Below are 22,627 nucleotides of genomic sequence, written 5' to 3'. Positions count from 1 at the left end.
GGGCATGGCACATCACCACGAATCCAAGGGTCCGGTCGGCCCCGCGCCGCTGCCGCACCAGGTGGTCTATACCACCCTGCATTACGACACCCCGTGGTCGTACGAAAGCTACCTGAAGACCGGTGGCTACGCTGCCCTGCGCAAGATCCTCGAAGAGAAGATCACGCCGGAGCAGGTCATCGAGATGGTCAAGGCCTCGGGCCTGCGCGGCCGCGGTGGCGCCGGCTTCCCGACCGGCCTGAAGTGGTCGTTCATGCCCAAGGGCAACATGCAGAAGTACATCCTCTGCAACTCGGACGAATCCGAGCCGGGCACCTGCAAGGATCGCGACATCCTGCGCTACAACCCGCATTCGGTCGTGGAAGGCATGGCGATCGCCTGCTACGCCACCGGTTCGACCGTGGGCTACAACTACCTGCGCGGTGAATTCCACCACGAGCCGTTCGAGCACTTCGAGCAGGCCCTGGCCGACGCCTATGCGAACGGCTGGCTGGGCAAGAACATCCTCGGCAGCGGCGTGGACATCGACATCTACGGCGCGCTGGGCGCCGGCGCGTACATCTGCGGCGAAGAAACCGCGCTGATGGAATCGCTGGAAGGCAAGAAGGGCCAGCCGCGCTACAAGCCGCCGTTCCCGGCCAACTTCGGCCTGTACGGCAAGCCGTCGACGATCAACAACACCGAAACCTACGGTTCAGTGCCGGCGATCATCCGCAACGGCCCGGAGTGGTTCAAGGGCCTGAGCCTGACCGCCAACGGTGGCCCGAAGTGCTTCTCGGTGTCCGGCTGCGTGCAGAACGGCGGCAACTTCGAAGTGCCGCTGGGCACCACCTTCGACGACCTGCTGGAAATGGCCGGTGGCCTGCGTCCGGGCCGCAAGCTCAAGGGCGCGATCCCGGGCGGCGTGTCGATGCCGGTGCTGACCGCGGCCGAGCTGAAGGGCCTGCCGATGGACTACGACACCATCCGTGCGCTGGGCTCCGGCCTGGGCTCGGGTGCGATCGTCGTGCTCGACGACAGCGTCTGCTGCGTCAAGTTCGCCTGCCGCATCAGCCAGTTCTTCCACAAGGAATCCTGCGGCCAGTGCACCCCGTGCCGTGAAGGCACCGGCTGGATGCACCGCGTGCTGGAGCGCATCGTCGCCGGCAAGGCCACGATGGAAGACCTGCACCAGCTGAAGGCAGTGGCCGGGCAGATCGAAGGCCACACCATCTGTGCGTTCGGCGAAGCGGCTGCATGGCCCATCCAGGGCTTCCTGCGCCAGTTCTGGGACGAGTTCGAGTACTACATCGTCAACGGTCATTCGATGGTTGACGGCAAGAAGGTGGAGGCAGCCGCTGCATGAGCGCGCAACCCGTAAATCCGAGCGTCCCACCCGATCACGTCACCATCGAGATCGATGGCAAGTCGCTGGTCGTGCCCAAGGGCTCGATGATCATCCAGGCGGCCGACAAGGCCGGCATTCCGATTCCGCGCTTCTGCTATCACGAGAAGCTGCCGATCGCCGCCAACTGCCGCATGTGCCTGGTGGACGTGGAGAAGTCGCCGAAGCCGGCGCCGGCCTGTGCCACCCCGGTGATGGACGGCATGAAGGTCGCCACCCGCAGCGAAAAGGCGCTGAAGTTCCAGCGCTCGGTGATGGAGTTCCTGCTCATCAACCACCCGCTGGACTGCCCGATCTGTGATCAGGGCGGCGAGTGCGAGCTGCAGGACGTGTCGCTGGGCTATGGCCGTTCGGTCAGCCGCTTCAACGAGCGCAAGCGCGTGGTGCCTGACGAGGACATGGGTCCGCTGGTTGCCACCGAGATGACCCGCTGCATCCAGTGCACCCGCTGCGTCCGCTTCACCGCCGACGTTGCCGGTACCTACGAACTGGGTGGCATGTACCGCGGTGAGAACCTGCAGATCGGTACCTTCGACGGCAAGCCGCTGACCACCGAGCTGTCCGGCAACGTCGTCGACGTCTGCCCGGTCGGCGCGCTGACCAACAAGGTGTTCCAGTTCCGCGCCCGCCCGTGGGAACTGACCGCGCGCGAGTCGCTGGGCTATCACGACGCGATGGGTTCGAACCTGTTCCTGCACGTGCGTCGCGGCGAAGTGCTGCGCACCGTGCCGCGCGACAACGAAGCCGTGAACGAGTGCTGGCTGTCCGACCGTGACCGCTACTCGCACCAGGGCCTGTACAGCGAAGACCGTGCGGTCAAGCCGCTGCGCAAGGTCAACGGCGAGTGGAGGGAAGTGAGCTGGGCCGAAGGCCTGGCCGCGGCCGCCGAAATCCTCAAGGCCAACCAGGGCGACAACCTGGGCTTGCTGGTGCACCCGTCGACCTCGAACGAGGAAGGCGCACTGCTGGCCCGCCTGGCCAAGGGCCTGGGCTCGGGCAACATCGACCACCGCATCAACAACCGCGATTTCTCCGACGCCGCAACCGCCGAAGTGTTCGGCCTGCCGCTGGCCGAGATCGAGGGCGCCGACCGCATCGTGGTCCTGGGCAGCAACATCCGCCACGAACTGCCGCTGCTGCACGCTCGCCTGCGCAAGGCGCAGACCACCAAGGGCGCGAAGATCCACGTCGTCAATCCGGTGGACTTCGACTTCGCCTTCAGTGTCGCCGGCAAGCAGATCGTTGCCCCGTCGAAGTTCGTCGACGCGCTGGCCAACGCCGAGCTGCGTTCGGCAGTGCAGGGCGGCAACAACACCGTGCTGATCGTTGGTGGCATCGCCGAGAACCACCCGCAGGCTGCCGCGATCCGCGCTGCCGCGCGTGACTTCGCTGCCGCTACCGGTGCCAAGCTGTGCCGCATCCCGCAGGGCGCCAACGCCGTTGGCCTGACCCGCGCCGGCGTGCTGCCGGCTGGCAAGGACGTCGCCGCGATGCTGGCGCAGCCGCGCCAGGCCTACGTGGTGTACGGCCTTGAGCCGGGCCTGGACTTCGCCGACGCCCCGGCCGCCCGCAAGGCGCTGGCCGGTGCGCAGGTGGTGGCCTTCAGCCAGTTCGCCTGCGCCTCGACCCGCGACGTTGCCGACGTGATCCTGCCGATCGGTGCGCTGCCGGAAATCGATGCCACCCTGACCAACCTCGATGGTCGCGAGCAGTCGGCCCGTGCCGGCGGCAAGCTGCCGGGCGAGGCCCGCGAAGGCTGGCGCGTGCTGCGCGCACTGGGCGGCGACATGGCCCTGGCCGGTTTCGACTTCACCGACCTGGCCGGCCTGCGTGCCAGCCTGGCCCCGGTGTCGGTCACCGTCGCTGCTTCGGCGCAGCCGGCAGTTGCCGGTGAAGGCCTGGAAGTGGCTTCGACCGCCGCGATCTACCGCACCGATGCGGTGGTCCGTCGCGCGCCGGCACTGCAGTCGCATCCGCTCAACAACGCCCCGCGCATCGTGCTGAACGCAGAAGATGCCGCTCGCCTGCAGCTGCAGGAAGGGCAGATGGCCAAGGTCGGCACCGACGCCGGCAAGGCCACCCTGCCGGTGGTGGTCGACGCCCGCGTCGCTGCGGGTTCGGTCTGGATTGAATCGGGCCACGGCGCGACCGCGCCGCTGGGTGCCGCTCGCGTATCGGTGGTGGCTGCATGAACGAATTGCTGTTGAACGCGGTCGACCCGCTGCACCAGTGGCTGCTGGGCCTCGGTGACATCGGCGCGCTGATCTGGATCATCCTGAAGATCCTGGTGATCGCCGTGCCGGTGATCATCTCGGTGGCCTTCTACGTGGTCTGGGAACGCAAGCTGATCGGCTGGATGCACGTCCGCCACGGCCCGATGTACGTGGGCATGGGCATCTTCCAGGCCTTCGCCGACGTCTTCAAGCTGCTGTTCAAGGAAGTGGTCCAGCCGAGCAGCGCCAACAAGGCGATCTATCTTCTGGCCCCGCTGATCACCCTGGCCCCGGCCTTCGCGGCCTGGTCGGTGGTGCCCTTCGATTCGCAGATCGTGCTGTCCAATGCCAACGCCGGCCTGCTGTACCTGCTGGCGATGACCTCGCTGGGCATCTACGGCATCATCCTGGCCGGTTGGGCATCGAACTCGAAGTACGCGTTCCTGGGTGCCATGCGCGCCTCGGCGCAGATGATCAGCTACGAAATCGCCATGGGCTTCGCCCTGGTCGGTGTGATGATCGCCGCCGGCAGCCTGAACCTGAGCAACATCGTCGCTGCGCAGGCCGGCAGTTCCGGCTTCTTCGACTGGTTCCTGCTGCCGCTGTTCCCGCTGTTCGTCATCTACTGGGTGTCGGGCGTGGCTGAAACCAACCGCGCGCCGTTCGACGTGGTGGAAGGCGAATCGGAAATCGTTGCCGGCCACATGGTCGAGTACTCCGGCGGTGCGTTCGCCCTGTTCTTCCTGGCCGAATACGCGAACATGATCCTGATCAGCTTCCTGATCTCGATCTTCTTCCTCGGCGGCTGGCTGAGCCCGGTCCAGGGCTGGGTCGATTTCGGCAATGTCTCGCCGCTGGTCGACTGGATCTGGAAGGGCGGTGCACCGTGGTTGTTCGTCAAGGTGTTCTTCTTCGCCAGTGCCTACATCTGGTTCCGTGCCAGCTTCCCGCGCTTCCGCTATGACCAGATCATGCGCCTGGGCTGGAAGGTCTTCATCCCGCTGGCCATTCTGTGGATCGCGGTTACCGCCGTCATGGTGTTCTTCGGCGTGATTCAAAAGGGCGTCTAAGTGATGAACAGGATTACCCATTACTTCAAGAGCCTGCTGCTGCTCGAACTGCTGGCCGGCCTCTGGCTGACGCTGAAGTACAGCTTCAAGCCGAAGTACACGATGATGTACCCGATGGAGAAGTTCCCGCAGTCGCCGCGCTTCCGCGGCCTGCACGCCCTGCGCCGTTATCCCAACGGCGAAGAGCGCTGCATTGCCTGCAAGCTGTGTGAAGCGGTGTGCCCGGCGCTGGCCATCACCATCGACTCGGCCAAGCGCGAGGACGGCACCCGCCGCACCACCCGCTACGACATCGACCTGTTCAAGTGCATCTTCTGCGGCTTCTGCGAAGAAAGCTGCCCGGTGGACTCGATCGTCGAAACCCACATCCTCGAGTACCACTTCGAGAACCGTGGGGAAAACATCGTTACCAAGCCGCAGCTGCTGGCCCTTGGCGACCGTCTCGAGTCCGAGATCGCCGAGCGTCGTGCCGCCGATGCCGCTTACCGCTGAGGTCGAGAGATGGATTGGGTAAATATCGCTTTCTGGGTGTTCGCCATCGCGGCAACGGTTTCGGCCGGTGCGGTGATCAGCGTGCGCAACCCGGTTCACGCCGTGCTCTGCCTGGTGCTGACCTTCTTCTCCATTGCCTGCGTGTGGCTGCTGGTGGGCGCCGAGTTCCTCGGCGTGGCGCTGGTGCTGGTCTACGTTGGCGCGGTGATGGTGCTGTTCCTGTTCGTGGTGATGATGCTGGACATCGACCCCACCAAGCTGCGTGAGGGCTGGGTGCGCTACCTGCCGGTCGGCCTCATTGTGGCGGTGGCGATGCTGGCGCAGATGCTGATCCTGATCGGCGTCAAGGCACGCTCGGTCACGCCGTTCCCGGCCGACAACGCCGCTGCGGTCGCCGCCGACAGTTCCAACATCACCTGGCTGGCACGCACGCTGTTCACCGAGTACCTGCTGCCGTTCGAGTTCGCCGCCGTCATCCTGACCGTGGCCGTGGTTGCCGCCGTGATGTTGACCCTGCGCCGCCGTACCGGCGTCAAGAGCCAGAACCCGGGCGAGCAGACCATGGTCAAGGCCGGCCAGCGCCTGCGCATGGTCAAGATGGGTGCCGAAGCACCGGTCGTGCACAGCAACAGCAAGCCGGCCACCGGCGAGGAGACCCAGCCGTGATTACCCTTGGCCACATCCTTGCGCTTGGCGCGGTGCTGTTCGCCATCAGCCTGGCCGGCATCTTCCTCAACCGGAAGAACGTCATCGTCCTGCTGATGTCGATCGAACTGATGCTGCTGTCGGTGAACATCAACTTCGTCGGCTTCTCGCGCCAGCTGGGCGATCCGTCCGGCCAGCTGTTCGTGTTCTTCATCCTGACCGTCGCCGCCGCGGAAGCCGCCATCGGCCTGGCGATCCTGGTGACCCTGTTCCGTACCCGCCGCACGATCAATGTCGGCGAAGTCGATTCGTTGAAGGGCTGATCCACAGATGGAAATCACTCTCTCCAAGAGTCTGTTGATCGCAGTGGTGCTCGCACCGCTGTTCGGCAGCATCATCGCCGGCCTGTTCGGTCGCCAGGTCAAGCGCTTCGGCGCGCAGACCATCACCATCCTCGGCGTCGCGGTGGCCTGCGGCCTGTCGATGTACACGTTCTACCAGTTGATGTGGGGCGGCGCGCAGCCGTTCAACCAGAACATCTACACGTTCTTCGAAGTCGGCCAGTACTCGGCCCACGTCGGCTTCATGGTCGACAAGCTGACCGCGATGATGATGGTGGTGGTGACCTTCGTGTCGCTGCTGGTCCACATCTACACGATCGGCTACATGCAGGACGATCCGGGCTACCAGCGGTTCTTCAGCTACATCTCGCTGTTCACGTTCTCGATGCTCACCCTGGTGATGAGCAACAACTTCCTGCAGCTGTTCTTTGGCTGGGAAGCGGTGGGCCTGGTGTCGTACCTGCTGATCGGCTTCTGGTTCAAGCGCCCGACCGCGATCTTCGCCAACATGAAGGCGTTCCTGGTCAACCGCGTCGGTGACTTCGGCTTCCTGCTCGGCATCGCCGGCGTGCTGTGGGTGTTCGGCACCCTGGACTACTCGCAGGTGTTCTCGCAGGCCGGCATGCTGGCCGACCCGCGCGCCCAGCTGCAGATCTGGGACGGCACCCTCCTGGGCATGCAGCTGCTGAACGAGCCGGTGATCTGGTCGATCGCCACCGTCATCTGTATCTGCCTGTTCATCGGTGCCATGGGCAAGTCGGCCCAGGTCCCGCTGCACGTGTGGCTGCCCGACTCGATGGAAGGCCCGACCCCGATCTCGGCACTGATCCACGCCGCGACGATGGTGACCGCCGGCATCTTCATGGTCACCCGCATGTCGCCGCTGTTCGAGCTGTCGCAGACCGCGCTGAATTTCGTGCTGTTCATCGGTGCCACCACCGCCTTCTTCACTGGCCTGATCGGCATCGTGCAGAACGACATCAAGCGCGTCGTCGCGTACTCCACGCTGTCGCAGCTGGGCTACATGACGGTTGCACTGGGCGTGTCGGCCTACTCGGCAGCCGTGTTCCACCTGATGACCCACGCCTTCTTCAAGGCGCTGCTGTTCCTGGGTGCCGGCTCGGTCATCATTGCCATGCACCACGAGCAGGACATGCGCAAGATGGGTGGCCTGCGCAAGTACATGCCGATCACCTTCATCACCATGTGGATCGGTACGCTGGCACTGGTGGGTACGCCGTTCTTCTCCGGCTTCTACTCGAAGGACACCATCATCGAGGCCGCCGAGCTGCACGCGCACCTGTCCAACAACTGGGTGGCCACCTACGGCTACTGGGCAGTGCTGGGTGGCGTGATCGTCACCAGCTTCTACAGCTTCCGCCTGCTGTTCCTGACCTTCCACGGCAAGGAGCGTTTCCGCGACGTGCATCATGACGATCATGGTCACGGCCATGACGATCACCACGCCGCCGACGCCCACCACGGCGATGCGCATCACGATGACCACGGCCATGGCCACGGTGGTCCGCATGAGCCGCACGAAACCCCGTGGGTGGTGACCCTGCCGCTGATCCTGCTGGCCATCCCGTCGATCGCCATCGGTTTCTTCAGCATCGGTCCGATGCTGTACGGCACCGACTGGGCCGGCCACCATGTCCACGATGCCATCAAGGGCCAGGCGCATACGTTCTTCACCGGCATCGTCGACTTCTACGATCCGGCCAAGAACACCATCGGCTTCCTGGGTGAGGAGTTCCACGGCCCGATCGCCTTCGCGCTGCACGGCATGATGGCTCCGGCGTTCATGCTGACCGTCGCGGGCTTCCTGCTGGCCGTACTGTTCTACCTGTGGAAGCCGGACCTGTCGGGCAAGGCGCGCAAGGCCTTCGCTCCGCTGGTGTCGGTGCTGGAAAACAAGTACGGCTTCGACAAGCTGTGGATCGATGGCTTTGCCGGTGGCAGCGTCAAGCTGGGCAAGGTCTCGCGCTGGATCGACAGCAACATCGTCGACGGCGTGGTCAATCTCTCGGCACGTGTTGTGGACGTCGCAGCCGGCGTGCTGCGTCGTACCCAATCCGGTTTCCTCTATCACTACGCCTTCGCGATGATCATCGGCCTGATTGCCCTGCTGGGCGTGCTGATGCATTACCTGCGTTGATGACCTGTACGGAATAAGAAGACGTGTCGAACTGGCCTCTACTCAGTGTCCTCATCTGGCTGCCGATCATCGGTGGCGCCCTGATCCTCGCGATCCGTGATGCGCAGACCGCCCGCTGGGCGTCGCTGGGCGTAGCGGTGCTGACTTTCGTGGCGAGCCTCTCGCTGCTGAGCGGCTACAACGCGGGCATCGACGGTCTGCAGTTCGTCGAGACCCATGCGTGGATCCCGGCGTACAAGATCGGCTACAACCTGGGCGTGGACGGCATTGCCGTGGCGCTGATCCTGCTGACTACCCTGGTCAGCGTGCTTGCCCTGATCGGCGCCTGGAGCGCCATCGACAAGCGCGTGAACCAGTACGTGGCGGCCTTCCTGATCCTGGAAGGCGTCACGGTCGGTATCTTCGCGGCGACGGACGCGATGCTGTTCTACGTGTTCTTCGAGGCGATGCTGATCCCGATGTTCCTGATCATCGGTGTCTGGGGCGGCCCGCGCCGCATCTACGCTGCGCTGAAGTTCTTCCTGTACACCTTCCTCGGCTCGGTGCTGATGCTGGTGGCGTTGATCTACCTGTACATGAAGGGCGGCAGCTTCCAGCTGGCCGACCTGTATGCACTGCCGCTGTCGGCCAAGGAACAGACCTGGATCTTCTTCGCGTTCCTGATCGCCTTCGCGGTCAAGGTGCCGATGTTCCCGGTCCATACCTGGCTGCCGGACGCCCACGTGGAAGCGCCGACCGCCGGTTCGGTGATCCTGGCCGCCATCGCCCTGAAGATCGGTGGCTATGGCTTCCTGCGCTTCAACCTGCCGATCGTCCCGGACGCTTCGCAGGAATGGGCCTGGCTGGTGATCGCGCTGTCGTTGATCGCGGTGATCTACGTTGGCCTGGTCGCCCTGGTGCAGGACGACATGAAGAAGCTGATCGCCTATTCGTCGATCGCGCACATGGGCTTCGTCACCCTGGGCACCTTTATTGCCCTGTGGCTGGTGCGTGAAGCCGGCAACGCCGATGCCGCCCGCCTGGGCCTGCAGGGCGCCATGGTGCAGATGATCTCGCACGGCTTCGTGTCCGGCGCGATGTTCTCCTGCGTCGGCGTGCTGTACGACCGCATGCACAGCCGCCGCATCGCCGATTACGGCGGCGTGGTCAACGTGATGCCGTGGTTCGCCACCTTCGCCATGCTGTTCTTCATGGCCAACGCGGGCCTGCCCGGTACCAGCGGTTTCGTCGGCGAGTTCATGGTCATCCTCTCGGCCTTCCAGCGTAATCCGTGGATCGCGCTGGGCGCGGCCACCACCCTGATCATCGGCGCCGCCTACACCCTGTGGCTGTACAAGCGCATCTTCTTCGGTGAAGTGGCCAACAGCCATGTTGCCGAACTGAAGGACATCAACGGCCGCGAATGGCTGGTGCTGGGCGTGTTCGCCATCGGCGTGCTGGCCCTGGGCATCTATCCCAAGCCGCTGACCGACCTGATGGAGCCCTCGATCGCGAAGCTGGCGATGCAGATCGCATCCAGCAAGCTGCTGTAATTCCAGGATTTGATGATGACCACCTCGCCGCTGCTGCCATTGACCGCCGCTGACCTGCCACCGCTCGCTCCCGAGCTGGTGCTGATCGGCAGCGCCTTCGCCCTGATGATCCTCGACCTGTTCGTCAGCAACCGGAACAAGATCGTCACCCACCTGTTCTCGCTCGCTGCGCTGGCCGTGGTGCTGTTCATGCTGGCCACCGGCGTGGGCGGGCAGGGCGAGGTCTTCCATGGCATGTTCGTGCGCGATACCGCCGCGGACGTGATGAAGACCGGGATCGTGCTGCTCAGCGGCCTGACCCTGGTCTATGGCTGGCGTTATCTGCGTGACCGCAACCTGTTCCAGGGCGAGATCCCGGTGCTGATCCTGTTCGGCACCGCCGGCATGATGATCCTGGTGTCGGCCGGCAGCCTGCTGATGGTCTACCTGGGCCTGGAACTGCTGGCGCTGTGCTCCTACGCCCTGGTCGCCAGCAACCGCGAAAACGGCCTGGCCTCGGAAGCGGCGATGAAGTACATCGTGCTCGGCTCGCTGGCCTCTGGCCTGCTGCTGTACGGCATGTCGCTGATCTACGGTGCTACCGGCAGCCTGCACCTGGACGTCATCCGTGACGCCATCCCGCACTCGGAAGAGCGCGTGCTGCTGATCACCGGTGCGGTGTTCATGATCGCCGGCGTCGCCTTCAAGCTGGGTGCGGCACCGTTCCACATGTGGCTGCCGGACGTGTACCAGGGTGCCCCGGCACCGATCGCGCTGTTCATCAGCTCGGCGCCGAAGCTGGCCGCCTTCGGCATGGCCTACCGCCTGCTGGAAATGGGCGTGGGCCCGCTGTCGACGGAACTGCAGCTGCTGATCGCCGGCCTGGCCGCAGTCTCGTTGGTCATCGGCAACCTGATGGCCATCGCGCAGAGCAATCTCAAGCGCATGCTGGCGTTCTCCACCGTTTCGCACATCGGCTTCCTGCTGATGGGCATCGCCGGTGGTGGCGCACAGGGCTATGCCGCTGCGCTGTTCTACGCACTGGCCTACGCCATCATGTCGACCGCCGCCTTCGGCGCGATCATCGCGCTGTCGCGTGCCGGCTTTGAAGCCGAGAACATCGAGGACTTCAAGGGCCTCAATGCCCGCAACCCGTGGATGGCAGGCCTGGTGCTGTGCATCATGGCGTCGCTGGCCGGCATCCCGCCGTTCCTGGGCTTCTGGACCAAGCTGGCGGTGCTGGGCGCGGCCGTCAACGGCGGCCTGCTGTGGCTGGCCATCCTGGGCGTGCTGTGCGCCGTGGTCGGCTGCTTCTACTACCTGCGCGTCATCAAGGTCATGTACTTCGATGAGCCGGTGGGCGGGGCCATGCCGCGCAACAACGACCGCGTGCTGGGTGTGGTGCTGGGCGTCAATGCCCTGGCGCTGCTGGCCCTGGGCCTGGCCTGGAACCCGATCATGGTCTGGTGCCAGCAGGCATTTGCGCATCTTGCATAAAAGTTGACACAAAGCTGCGCGATTCGTGTAATATGCGCAGCCTGAGTTGTCACTGCAGCGGTTCAGCCAGAACATCGTTGCGGTAGCCCTCCTCGAAAGAGCAGGGCAGCAGTTCAAGCACTTCCGGTGCGGGGTGGAGCAGTCTGGCAGCTCGTCGGGCTCATAACCCGAAGGTCGCAGGTTCAAATCCTGCCCCCGCTACCAACTTCGGATCGGCGCCAACCGATTTGATGAATGAGGGAAAGCTTGCAGTTTTTGGAGCCATCGCTCATAATTCCGCTTCTGATGCGGGGTGGAGCAGTCTGGCAGCTCGTCGGGCTCATAACCCGAAGGTCGCAGGTTCAAATCCTGCCCCCGCTACCAAGTAAGGAGATCGCCTTCGAAGTCCCGCTTCGAGGGCGTTTTTCTTTGGGCGGGTTCCGTTCTTGCAGAGTCGAGCCATGCTCGACTTCCGGTATGGAAAAGGGATCTGACCCGGCCCCGCACCTTGCACCAGCGCGGTGCAGCCGCTATCATCAGCGGCCTAGCAGTACCCCTGAAGGCGGCCTCCCAGCGGGAGTCCGGACCCGGAAGGAGGGCCGCGACCGGCAGGCAATGCAGGTTGCAACCGGAATCCAGTCACCGGAGTCTTTCCGGAAAAGGGGCCCAACGGGCCCTTTGTCGTTTCCGGGGCGTCATGTTTCCACGCCGGCCAAGGCCGGCACCCAACCATAGAGATCAAGGCAGGCTGTGAGCGACAAGGCAACCGACATCGCGAATCTGCTCGCCCCGACCGTTGTGTCGCTGGGCCTGGAGCTGCTGGGCGTTGAGTATCTGCCGGCCCCCGGCGGTGCGACCCTGCGCCTTTACATCGACGTGCCGCTGGCTGAACAGCCCGAGCGCATCATCAATGTCGACGACTGCGAGCGGGTCAGCCGCGAAGTCTCGGCGCAGCTGGACGTCGAAGACCCGATCAGCGGCAATTACACGCTGGAAGTGTCCTCGCCGGGCGTGGACCGCCCGCTGTTCAACCTGGAGCAGTTCGGCCGCCACCAGGGTGAATCGGCCAAGGTGACGCTGAAGCTGCCGCAGGACAACCGTCGTCGCCTGCAGGGCCGCATCGAAGCGATCGACGAGGCCGCGGGCACCATCACCTTCATCGTCGACAAGGCTGAAGTGGTCGTGTCGGCCGACAACATCGACAAGGCACGGATCATGCCCGACTGGGTGGCGCTGGGGCTGGCCCCGAGCAAGCCGACCGGTCCGGCACCGAAGCGTCCGAAGCCGAACACGAATTCTTCTTCCAACGAGCCGGCGGCAAAGAAGCCGCGCGCGGAGTGAGCCAATGAGCAAGGAACTGTTGCTGGTAGTCGACGCAGTCGCCAACGAGAAGGGCGTGCCGCGTGAAGTGATCTTCGATGCCATCGAGGCCGCCCTGGCCTCGGCAGCGAAGAAGCGCTATCCCGAGGAGGAAGTGCTGACCCGCGTGGTCATCGACCACAAGGATGGCAGCTACGAAACCTTCCGCCGCTGGGAAGTGGTGGCTGATGACGTGGTCATGGAATCCCCGGATCGCCAGATCCGCCTGATGGACGCCGTCGACGAGGCCGAAGGCGTCGAGGTCGGCGACTACATCGAAGAGCAGATCGAGAACCCGGACTTCGGCCGCATCGCTGCCCAGGCCGCCAAGCAGGTCATCGTCCAGCGCGTGCGCGAAGCCGAGCGCCAGCAGGTCGTGGATGCATGGAAGGATCGCGTGGGTGAGCTGATCACCGGTGTGGTCAAGCGCGCCGAGCGCGGCAACATCTACGTCGACCTCGGTGGCAATGCCGAAGGCTTCATTCCGAAGGACAAGGGCATTCCGCGCGACGTGCTGCGTGCCGGCGACCGCGTGCGCGGCTACCTGGCCGAAGTGCGCTCGGAGCCGCGTGGCCCGCAGCTGTTCATCAGCCGCGCCGCGCCGGAGTTCATGATCGAGCTGTTCAAGCTGGAAGTGCCGGAAGTCGGCCAGGGCCTGGTCGAAATCAAGGCCTGCGCCCGCGATCCGGGCGACCGCGCCAAGATCGCCGTGCTGGCCCACGACCAGCGCACCGATCCGATCGGTGCCTGCATCGGCATGCGCGGTTCGCGCGTGCAGGCCGTGTCCAACGAGCTCAATGGCGAGCGCGTGGACATCGTGCTGTGGAACGACAACCCGGCCAACTTCGTCATCAACGCGATGGCGCCGGCCGAAGTGCAGTCGATCATCGTCGATGAGGACAAGCACTCGATGGACCTGGCCGTTGCCGAAGACCGCCTGGCCCAGGCGATCGGCAAGGGCGGCCAGAACGTGCGCCTGGCCAGCCGCCTGACCGGCTGGCAGCTCAACGTGATGACCCAGGACCAGGTCACTGCCAAGTCGGAGGCCGAGCAGGCTGCCGCCCGCCAGCTGTTCATGGACAAGCTGGAAGTGGACGAGGAAATCGCCGGCATCCTGGTCAGCGAAGGCTTTGGCACCGTCGAGGAAATCGCATATGTCCCGGTCGGCGAACTGCTGGCCGTGGAAGGTTTCGACGAGGACATCGTCGAAGAGCTGCGCGCTCGTGCCCGCGATGCGCTGCTCAATGAGGCCCTGGCAGTCGAGGAAGGCCTTGAAGACGGCCAGCCGGCGCAGGACCTGCTGTCCCTGAAGGGCATGGACGAAGCCACCGCATATGCGCTGGCCGGCCACGGCGTGCGTACCAGCGAGGACCTGTCCGACCTGGCCGCCGACGAGGTCATGGACTTCGGCATCGAAGGACTGGATCAGGCGCGCGCCGCTGCGCTGATCCTGGCCGCCCGTGCCGAGGAGATCGCCCGACTGGAACGCGGCGAATGAGCCGGCAATGAACAGGGCCCTGAGCCGCTCAGGGCGTAGAATCCGCGCCACCTCCAGATGCGGGGGGGGCGCCCACAAGATCATAGGATCCGAATGTCGCAGCAAACCACCATCCGCAAGCTTGCCGAACTGGTCAACACGCCGGTCGAAAAACTGCTGGAACAGCTGGCCGGTGCCGGCATGAAGTTCAGCGGTCCCGACCAGGTCGTGACCAGCTCCGAGAAGGTAAAGCTCCTGGGCTTCCTTCGTCGTTCGCACGGCAAGCCCGAGCAGGCCCCGGAAGAGACCGATCAGTCTGCGAAGAAGATCACGCTCAACCGCCGGAAGCAGCAGGAAGTGACGGTCAATTCCGGTCGCAGCAAGACGACCGTGAATGTCGAGGTGCGCCAGAAGCGTACCTACGTCAAGGATGGTGCTCGCGCCATGACGCCGGACGAAGAGCGCGCCGACATCCTGCGCAAGCTGGAAGAGTCGCGTGCGCGCAACCTCGCCGAACAGCAGGCCCTGGCCGAGAAGGATCGTCTGCGCGACGAGGCCATCGTCCGTGCCCGTGAGGAAGAGGCCGCCGCCAAGGAACGCGCCGAAGCCGAGAAGAAGGCTGCCGAGGAAGCTGCGGCTGCGGCCAAGGCGGCCGAGGCACTGGCCGCCAGCAAGCCCAAGCGTGCTCCGATCGACGAAACCGCGCCGCGCCCGCCGCGCGCCCCGGCCGCCGCCCCGGCTGCGCCGCGTGGTGCTCCGCCGCCGCCGCCGCGCAACGACGAGCGCAACAACCGCAGCGCGCCGCGCAACGAGCGTGGCCCGGGCGACCGCTTCGCCGGCCAGATGCACCTGTCGGCCGCCGATCGTGCGCGTCGCGGCAACAGCAACAACAGCAATTCGCGTGGACGTCCGGGTGGCCGCAACCAGTCCGGTGGCCGTCGCGACATGTCGCGTGGTGGCAACAATGCCGGCCCGCACGCGTTCGAACGCCCGACCGCCCCGGTCGTGCGTGAAGTCGCGATCGGCGAGACCATCACCGTGGCCGACCTGGCGCAGAAGCTCGCGCTGAAGGGCGGCGAGGTGGTGAAGGCGCTGTTCAAGATGGGCGTGATGGCGACCATCACCCAGTCCATCGACCACGACACCGCTGCGCTGGTGACCGAAGAACTCGGCCACAAGGCGATCCGTGCCAACGACAACGATGCCGAAGACGCGCTGCTGGCTTCGACCGGTGAAAACCAGGGCGAAGCCGTGCAGCGCCCGCCGGTGGTCACCATCATGGGGCACGTCGACCACGGCAAGACCTCGCTGCTGGACTACATCCGCCGCACCAAGGTTGCCCACGGCGAAGCCGGCGGCATCACCCAGCATATCGGTGCCTATCACGTCGAAACGCCCAAGGGCGTCATCAGCTTCCTGGATACCCCGGGCCACGCCGCGTTCACCTCGATGCGTGCCCGCGGCGCCAAGCTGACCGACATCGTGGTGCTGGTGGTTGCTGCCGACGACGGCGTCATGCCGCAGACCAAGGAAGCGATCCAGCACGCCCGTTCGGCGGGTGTGCCGCTGATCGTGGCGATCAACAAGATCGACAAGTCCGGTGCCGATCCGATGCGGGTCAAGAACGAGCTGCTCTCCGAGCAGGTCGTGGCCGAAGAGTTCGGTGGTGACATCCAGATGGTGGAGATCTCGGCCAAGACCGGCCTGGGCATCGACGACCTGCTGGACGCGGTGTCGGTGCAGGCCGAACTGCTGGAACTGAAGGCCGTCGACGAAGGCCGCGCCTCGGGCGTGGTGATCGAATCGTCGCTGGACAAGGGCCGCGGCCCGGTCGCTACGGTGCTGGTGCAGCAGGGCCGCCTGAAGAAGGGCGACTACCTGGTGTGCGGTATCCAGTACGGCCGCGTGCGTGCGCTGTTCGACGAAACCGGCAAGCAGCCGGAGTTCGCCGGCCCGTCGATCCCGGTGCAGGTCCTGGGCCTGTCCGGTGTGCCGGAAGCCGGAGACGACTTCGTGGTGGTCGAGGACGAGCGCCTGGCCAAGGATGTTGCGCAGCAGCGTGAGACCAAGCGTCGTGAGTCGCGCCTGGTCGCCACCGCTGGCAGCCGCATGGAAGACATCATGGCGACCCTGGGCAAGGGCGAGGGCCAGCAGGTCCTCAACCTGGTCATCAAGGCCGACGTGCAGGGTTCGGTGCAGGCCCTGAGCCAGGCACTGGTCGCGCTGTCCAACGAAGACATCCGCATCAACGTGATCCACTCCGGCGTCGGCGGCATCACCGAATCGGACGCCAACTCGGCGGCTGCTTCGAAGGCCACCGTCATCGGCTTCAACGTGCGTGCGGATGCTTCGGCCCGTCGCATCATCGAATCCAACGGCGTCGACCTGCGTTACTTCTCGATCATCTATGACGTGATCGATCAGGTGAAGCAGGTGGCATCCGGTCTGCTGGGCGTGGAGATCCGCGAAGAGATCATCGGTATCGCCGAGGTCCGCGACGTCTTCCGCAGCTCCAAGCTGGGCGCCGTTGCCGGCTCGATGGTCATCGAGGGCGTGGTCAAGCGCAACAAGCCGATCCGCGTGCTGCGCGACAGCGTGGTGATCTTCGAGGGCGAGCTGGAATCGCTGCGTCGCTTCAAGGAGAACGTCGAGGAAGTCCGCAACGGTACCGAATGCGGTATCGCGGTGAAGGCCTACAACGACGTCAAGCCAGGCGACCAGATCGAGTGCTTCGAGCGTATCGAAGTGCCGCGCACCCTGTAATGCTGCAAGGTGGCCCGACCAACGGTCGGGCCCTACCATGTACCTGTAGCGCCCGGCCGTTGGTCGGGCGACAATCGAATCAAAGGTAGTGCCCGACCGTTGGTCGGGCGACAACTGAACCAAGAGCTCCTCGTGCCCAAGACTTTCCATCGAACCGACCGTGTCTCCGCCCAGCTGCGCCGTGAGCTCGGCACCCTGGTGCACAACGCCGTGCGCGAGCACGGGTTGCCCTCGGTGAGCGTGTCCGACGTGGAAATCACCCGCGACATGGCCCATGCCAAGGTGTTCGTCACCGCGCTGATGCCGGAACGCTCGGCTGAAGCCGTGGCCGGCCTGAAGGAGCTGGGTTACCGCCTGCGCATGGATCTGGCCCGCGCGATGAAGCTGCGCCACGTGCCGGAGCTGCATTTCCACTACGACGATTCGGTCGACCGTGGTGAGCACATCGACAACATCCTGCGCGACCTGCCCGATACGCTGGCCGCGGAGAAGCGTCGCGAGAGCGACGAAGAATAAGCTAGCGCCGGGCCCATGCCCGGCGTCTTTCCATTCCGGCAACGCGATGCCTGTGCGGGCCGCGCCGCTGCAGCCGAGCATGGCTCGGCTCTACAACATCCTGTCATGACCCGAATTCAGTTCCGCCGCCTGGATGGCATCCTGCTGCTCGACAAGTCGACCGGCATGAGCTCCAACGCCGCCCTGCAGGTGGCGCGCCGCCTGTTCCGTGCCCAGAAGGGCGGCCACACCGGCAGCCTCGACCCGTTGGCCACCGGCCTGCTGCCGCTATGCTTCGGCGAGGCAACCAAGATCGCCGGCCTGCTGCTGGGTTCGGCCAAGGCGTACGATGCCGAGATCGTGCTCGGCCAGACCACGGATACCGATGATGCCGAGGGCCAGGTACTGCTGCAGCGCCCGGTGCCGGCGATCAGCGCCGAGGCCCTGCAGGCTGCGCTGGCGCCACTGACGGGGAACATCCGCCAGCGGGCTCCGATCTATTCGGCGCTGAAGCAGGGCGGTGAACCGTTGTATGTGAAGGCCCGCCGCGGCGAGGCCATCGAGGCCCCGGAGCGCGAGGTCCAGGTGCACGCCATCGAGGTACTCGAGCAGCAGCCGGAACGGCTGCGGCTGCGCGTGACCTGTGGCTCCGGCACCTACATCCGCAGCCTGGCACGCGACCTCGGCGAACGCCTGGGCTGTGGCGCCCATATCAGTGCGCTGCGCCGGCTGTGGGTCGAGCCGTTCCGTGAACCGGTGATGGTCACCCTGGACCAGCTGCGGGTGATGGCTGAGGCCGGCGACGAGGCGGGCATGGACGCGCTGCTGCTGCCGCTGGCGGCTGGCCTGGCCGAGTATCCGCGGGTCGACCTCGACGCCGCCCAGGCTCACCGTTTCTGCGTCGGCCAGCGCCAGCGTGACATGTCCTGGCCGCATGGCCTGGTGGCCGTGTTCGGTCCGGACGATGCTGTCCAGGGCCTGGGCCAGGTCGACGACAGTGGCCTGCTGGCCCCGCAGCGCCGTTTCAACCTCTGACCGGGGCAGGGTGGTTCAGCCCCGGTCCTTGTCCCGGAAGCCCCTGGCCGTTACAATTTCGCGGCCGTTTTCCGGCAACCTGCCTCGCGCAGGTTTCATCCTCGTAGTCCACGGCGAGCCTGGCGGTGCGCGAAGCGCGTTCCTGCCGGCCACGCATCACAGAGAAAAAAGAAATGTCGATCGACACCCAGAAGGTCATTGAAGACAACAAGCGCAGCGCCGCTGACACCGGCTCCCCGGAAGTCCAGGTTGCCCTGCTGACCGCCCGCATCGAACTGCTGACCGGCCACTTCAAGACCCACAAGAAGGATCACCACAGCCGCCGCGGCCTGCTGCAGATGGTCAACCGCCGTCGCAGCCTGCTCGACTACCTGAAGAAGAAGGACGTCGAGCGTTACAAGGCCCTGATCGAAAAGCTTGGCCTGCGTCGCTAAGCAACGAATCCCCCGCGGCGCAGCGATGCGCCGCGGTTTTGTTTTGTAGCACCGCAATCCCCGATTCAGGCCGGAACGATCCGGCCACCCGCTGGCGGCAAGGGTCGCCGACGGTCCAAATTCGCAGACAGCATCCCCAAGGACACCCTCCGTGGCAAAAATCACCAAAACCTTCCAGTACGGCAAGCACACCGTCACGCTTGAGACCGGCGAAGTCGCCCGCCAGGCCAGCGGCGCGGTCATCGTCAAGATGGACGACACCGTACTGCTGGTCACCGCCGTCGCCGCCAAGAGCGCGCGCGAAGGCCAGGACTTCTTCCCGCTGACCGTCGATTATCAGGAAAAGTTCTACGCCGGCGGCCGCATCCCGGGTGGTTTCTTCAAGCGTGAAGGCCGTGCAACCGAGAAGGAAACGCTGATCTCGCGTCTGATCGACCGTCCGATCCGTCCGCTGTTCCCGGAAGACTACAAGAACGAAGTGCAGATCATCGCCACGGTCATGTCGCTGAACCCGGACGTGGACGGCGACATCCCGGCCCTGATCGGCGCCTCGGCTGCGCTGGCCCTGGCCGGCACCCCGTTCATGGGCCCGATCGGCGCTGCCAAGGTCGGCTACAAGAACGGCGAGTACATCCTGAACCCGACCGTCAGCGAACTGGCTGACTCGCAGCTGGAACTGGTTGTCGCCGGTACCTCCAACGCCGTGCTGATGGTCGAATCCGAAGCCGCGCTGCTGTCCGAAGAAGTGATGCTGGGCGCCGTGACCTTCGGTCACCGCGAAATGCAGAAGGTCATCAACGCGATCAACGAGCTGACCGTCGAAGCTGGCACCAAGCCGTCGACCTGGGAAGCCCCGGCCAAGAACGACGCGCTGATCTCCGCCCTGAAGGAAGCCATCGGCCCGCGCCTGGGCGAAGCCTTCCAGGTGCGTGACAAGCTGCAGCGCCGTGACGCCATCTCGGCGATCAAGAAGGACGTGTTCGAAGCCCTGGCCGGCCGTGTGGCCGCCGAAGGCTGGAACCCTGCCGAGCTGTCGAAGGAATTCGGCGAACTGGAATACCGCACCATGCGTGACTCGGTGCTGGACACCAAGGTCCGCATCGACGGCCGTGCGCTGGACACCGTCCGCCCGATCACCGTGAAGACCGGCGTGCTGCCGCGTACCCACGGTTCCTCGCTGTTCACCCGTGGCGAAACCCAGGCCATCGTGACCATCACGCTGGGCACCGCCCGTGACGGCCAGGTCATCGACGCCGTTGCCGGTGAGTACAAGGAAAACTTCCTGTTCCACTACAACTTCCCTCCGTTCTCGGTGGGTGAGTGCGGCCGCATGATGGGCCCGAAGCGCCGCGAAATCGGCCACGGTCGTCTGGCCAAGCGCGGCGTGCTGGCTGTCATGCCGTCGCTGGAAGCCTTCCCGTACACCATCCGCGTCGTCTCGGAAATCACCGAGTCGAACGGTTCTTCGTCGATGGCCTCGGTCTGCGGCTCGTCGCTGGCCCTGATGGACGCCGGCGTGCCGGTGAAGGCACCGGTGGCCGGTATTGCCATGGGCCTGGTCAAGGAAGGCGACCGTTTCGTGGTCCTGTCCGACATCCTGGGTGACGAAGATCATCTGGGCGACATGGACTTCAAGGTGGCCGGTACCGCTGAGGGCATCTCCGCCCTGCAGATGGACATCAAGATCGAAGGCATCACCGAAGAGATCATGAAGCAGGCCCTGCAGCAGGCCAAGGCTGGCCGTCTGCACATCCTGGGTGAAATGGCCCACGGCCTGACCGCTCCGCGTGAGGAGCTGTCGGACTACGCGCCGCGCCTGCTGACCATCAAGATCCACCCGGACAAGATCCGCGAAGTGATCGGCAAGGGTGGCTCGACCATCCAGGCCATCACCAAGGAAACCGGCACCCAGATCGACATCCAGGACGACGGCACCATCGTCATCGCGTCGGTCAACGCCATCGCTGCCCAGGCTGCCAAGGCCCGCATCGAGCAGATCACCTCGGACGTCGAGCCGGGCCGCATCTACGAAGGCAAGGTCGCCAAGATCATGGACTTCGGTGCGTTCGTCACCATCCTGCCGGGCAAGGACGGCCTGGTCCACGTGTCGCAGATCTCCAGCGAGCGCGTCGAGAAGGTCGGCGACAAGCTGAAGGAAGGCGATGTGGTCAAGGTCAAGGTGCTGGAAGTCGACAAGCAGGGCCGTATCCGCCTGTCGATGAAGGCCGTCGAAGAAGGCGAAGGCGCCAGCGCCGAATAATCGACCTCCGGTCATTACGGTAGGTGTCAACCCTGGTTGACACGCTTCTGGAATGGCTGAAATGAAAAAGCGGGCTTCGGCCCGCTTTTTCTTTGCCTCGATGTTGTGAAGAGACGCTCATCCAGGTCGCTGCATGTCCTGCTGCAGTGCATGATCGCCGCCACGCAGCCATCGTTCTGTCACCGTTGCACGGATCGCGCCTGTCCATGGGACGACATGCCGCGACATCCGTACCGCAGCCCTATCGGTTTGCTAACGTGGCGGCGCCTTTGAACCGGGAGATCCCATGTTCCGCCAGACCGTGGCCGTCCTTGCCGTGCTGATTGCCGGAGCCTTGCCCATTGCCGCGCACGCAGCGCCCGCACAGCAGCCGATCTTCGGCGCCTATTACCCTGGTGGATCGGCCGAGCGCTATCCGGTGTCGAGCATTCCGGCCGAGCGCCTGACCCACCTGTTCTACGCGTTCTCCACCATCGAGGACGGCCGCTGCACGGTCGGTGCGGAAGCGCCGAAGAATTTCGCCGCACTGGCCGAACTCAAGAAGGCGCACCCGCACCTGCGCACGCTGATTTCCATTGGCGGCTGGGGCGCAGGCGGCTTCTCCGATGCGGCACTGACCGAAACCAGCCGCAAGCGCCTGGTCGACTCATGCATGGCGCTGTTCTTCGAGCGCCATGCAGGCAGCTTCGATGGTGTGGACATCGACTGGGAATTCCCGGTCAGTGGTGGGCCGGAGGAGCTGGCACACCGCCCGCAGGATCGCGCCAACCTGACCCGGCTTGCGCAGGCCTTCCGCCAGGCACTCGATGCGCGCGGTCGCAAGGTTGGCCAGCCGATGCTGCTGACCGCCGCGTTGGCCGCCGGTCGCCTGCAGACCGATGGCCCCTATGATCCGGCGGCGAGCTACGACCTGCCGGCGCTGGCCAGGGTGTTCGATTTCATCAACCTGATGAGCTACGACATGGGCACCGGCTTCTCGTCGGTGTCGACCTTCAATGCGCCCTTGCATGAAGTGCCGGCCGATCCGCTGGCGCCGGAGCTGCGCCGCTGGAACAACGTGGCCGGCGCGGTGCAGTACTACCGCGAGCACGGTGTACCGGCCGACAAGCTGGTGCTGGGCGTGCCGTTCTACGGGCGCGGCTTCAAGGTCACCGGCGTTGCACCGGATGGCCTGTATCAGCCTTACAGCGCACCGGCCGACGCCGGCGACTGGCGGGTGATCAAGGCGCGCTATCTCGACCACCCGGGCTGGACCAGGCACTGGCAGCCGCAGGCGCAGAGCCCGTGGCTGTACAACGCCGAACAGAAGGTCTTCATCAGCTATGAAGACCCGCGCTCGATCGGGCTGCGTGCGCAGTTCGCCCGCGAGCAGGGCCTGGCCGGGGTGTTCATGTGGGAGCTGACCGGCGACGACGAGCAGGCCAGCCTGCTCAACGCCATGCTCGGCCCGTGGCAGAAGGCGCGCATCGGCGATTGAGTCGCGTGCTGGCGCCGGGCTCATGCCCGGCGACGCT

Annotated in this window: 17 protein-coding genes and 2 tRNA genes; all 19 read left to right on the top strand. The window is 65.1% G+C overall.

Annotated elements, in window-relative coordinates; translation table 11 throughout:
- The first annotated feature begins 4 nt into the window (after positions 1-4).
- The 19 genes from nuoF (at position 5) to A7X97_RS00180 (ending at position 22,590) form a co-directional block, all read left to right on the top strand.
- Positions 5-1,345, top strand: a complete 1,341-nt coding sequence (gene nuoF, locus A7X97_RS00270) for an NADH-quinone oxidoreductase subunit NuoF (protein ID WP_072168489.1) — start codon at positions 5-7, stop codon at positions 1,343-1,345.
- Positions 1,342-3,576, top strand: a complete 2,235-nt coding sequence (nuoG, locus tag A7X97_RS00265) for an NADH-quinone oxidoreductase subunit NuoG (RefSeq protein WP_111007443.1) — start codon at positions 1,342-1,344, stop codon at positions 3,574-3,576. Before nuoF ends, nuoG begins: the two co-directional genes overlap by 4 nt.
- Positions 3,573-4,667 (top strand): NADH-quinone oxidoreductase subunit NuoH, encoded by a 1,095-nt coding sequence (gene nuoH, locus A7X97_RS00260; RefSeq protein WP_072168488.1) that lies wholly within the window; start codon positions 3,573-3,575, stop codon positions 4,665-4,667. The genes nuoG and nuoH overlap by 4 nt, the downstream gene beginning before the upstream one ends.
- 3 nt (positions 4,668-4,670) lie before the next feature.
- The gene (gene nuoI, locus A7X97_RS00255; RefSeq protein ID WP_005417924.1) at positions 4,671-5,159 is read left to right on the top strand and encodes an NADH-quinone oxidoreductase subunit NuoI; all 489 of its coding nucleotides are present in this window, start codon (positions 4,671-4,673) and stop codon (positions 5,157-5,159) included.
- A gap of 9 nt (positions 5,160-5,168) precedes the next feature.
- Complete coding sequence (locus A7X97_RS00250) at positions 5,169-5,825, top strand: NADH-quinone oxidoreductase subunit J (protein ID WP_005417923.1); 657 nt, start codon at positions 5,169-5,171, stop codon at positions 5,823-5,825.
- Positions 5,822-6,127 (top strand): NADH-quinone oxidoreductase subunit NuoK, encoded by a 306-nt coding sequence (nuoK, locus tag A7X97_RS00245; RefSeq protein WP_005417921.1) that lies wholly within the window; start codon positions 5,822-5,824, stop codon positions 6,125-6,127. The genes A7X97_RS00250 and nuoK overlap by 4 nt, the downstream gene beginning before the upstream one ends.
- Before the next feature lie 7 nt (positions 6,128-6,134).
- Entirely contained in the window at positions 6,135-8,303 is a 2,169-nt protein-coding gene (nuoL, locus tag A7X97_RS00240; protein ID WP_111007442.1) for an NADH-quinone oxidoreductase subunit L, read from the top strand.
- Between the two features lie 23 nt (positions 8,304-8,326).
- On the top strand, positions 8,327-9,835 hold the full coding sequence (locus tag A7X97_RS00235) for an NADH-quinone oxidoreductase subunit M (protein ID WP_005410452.1): 1,509 nt from the start codon (positions 8,327-8,329) through the stop codon (positions 9,833-9,835).
- A gap of 15 nt (positions 9,836-9,850) precedes the next feature.
- On the top strand, positions 9,851-11,311 hold the full coding sequence (nuoN, locus tag A7X97_RS00230) for an NADH-quinone oxidoreductase subunit NuoN (protein ID WP_111007441.1): 1,461 nt from the start codon (positions 9,851-9,853) through the stop codon (positions 11,309-11,311).
- 127 nt (positions 11,312-11,438) lie between these two features.
- A tRNA-Met gene (locus A7X97_RS00225) sits at positions 11,439-11,515 on the top strand.
- 82 nt (positions 11,516-11,597) lie between these two features.
- Positions 11,598-11,674, top strand: a tRNA-Met gene (locus tag A7X97_RS00220).
- Positions 11,675-12,040: 366 nt separating this feature from the next.
- Complete coding sequence (rimP, locus tag A7X97_RS00215; RefSeq protein ID WP_005417913.1) at positions 12,041-12,631, top strand: ribosome maturation factor RimP; 591 nt, start codon at positions 12,041-12,043, stop codon at positions 12,629-12,631.
- Positions 12,632-12,635: 4 nt separating this feature from the next.
- Complete coding sequence (gene nusA, locus A7X97_RS00210; protein ID WP_005417911.1) at positions 12,636-14,147, top strand: transcription termination factor NusA; 1,512 nt, start codon at positions 12,636-12,638, stop codon at positions 14,145-14,147.
- Positions 14,148-14,240: 93 nt separating this feature from the next.
- Complete coding sequence (gene infB, locus A7X97_RS00205; RefSeq protein ID WP_053499259.1) at positions 14,241-16,889, top strand: translation initiation factor IF-2; 2,649 nt, start codon at positions 14,241-14,243, stop codon at positions 16,887-16,889.
- Between the two features lie 132 nt (positions 16,890-17,021).
- A complete protein-coding gene (gene rbfA, locus A7X97_RS00200) occupies positions 17,022-17,405 on the top strand; it encodes a 30S ribosome-binding factor RbfA (RefSeq protein ID WP_005410447.1) in 384 nt (127 codons plus the stop codon).
- Between the two features lie 105 nt (positions 17,406-17,510).
- On the top strand, positions 17,511-18,419 hold the full coding sequence (truB, locus tag A7X97_RS00195; RefSeq protein WP_072169119.1) for a tRNA pseudouridine(55) synthase TruB: 909 nt from the start codon (positions 17,511-17,513) through the stop codon (positions 18,417-18,419).
- 173 nt (positions 18,420-18,592) lie between these two features.
- Entirely contained in the window at positions 18,593-18,853 is a 261-nt protein-coding gene (gene rpsO / locus A7X97_RS00190) for a 30S ribosomal protein S15 (protein WP_005417886.1), read from the top strand.
- Positions 18,854-19,004: 151 nt separating this feature from the next.
- Complete coding sequence (gene pnp, locus A7X97_RS00185) at positions 19,005-21,113, top strand: polyribonucleotide nucleotidyltransferase (protein ID WP_005417884.1); 2,109 nt, start codon at positions 19,005-19,007, stop codon at positions 21,111-21,113.
- A 286-nt stretch (positions 21,114-21,399) separates the two neighbouring features.
- Positions 21,400-22,590 carry a glycoside hydrolase family 18 protein gene (locus A7X97_RS00180; RefSeq protein WP_088496153.1) on the top strand — a complete coding sequence of 397 codons (1,191 nt, stop codon included), beginning with the start codon at positions 21,400-21,402 and terminating at the stop codon, positions 22,588-22,590.
- Positions 22,591-22,627 lie beyond the last annotated feature (37 nt).

The sequence above is a fragment of the Stenotrophomonas sepilia genome, assembly GCF_003244875.1.
GTDB classification, from domain to species: Bacteria; Pseudomonadota; Gammaproteobacteria; order Xanthomonadales; family Xanthomonadaceae; genus Stenotrophomonas; species Stenotrophomonas sepilia.
This window is presented reverse-complemented; position numbering and strand designations above follow the sequence as displayed.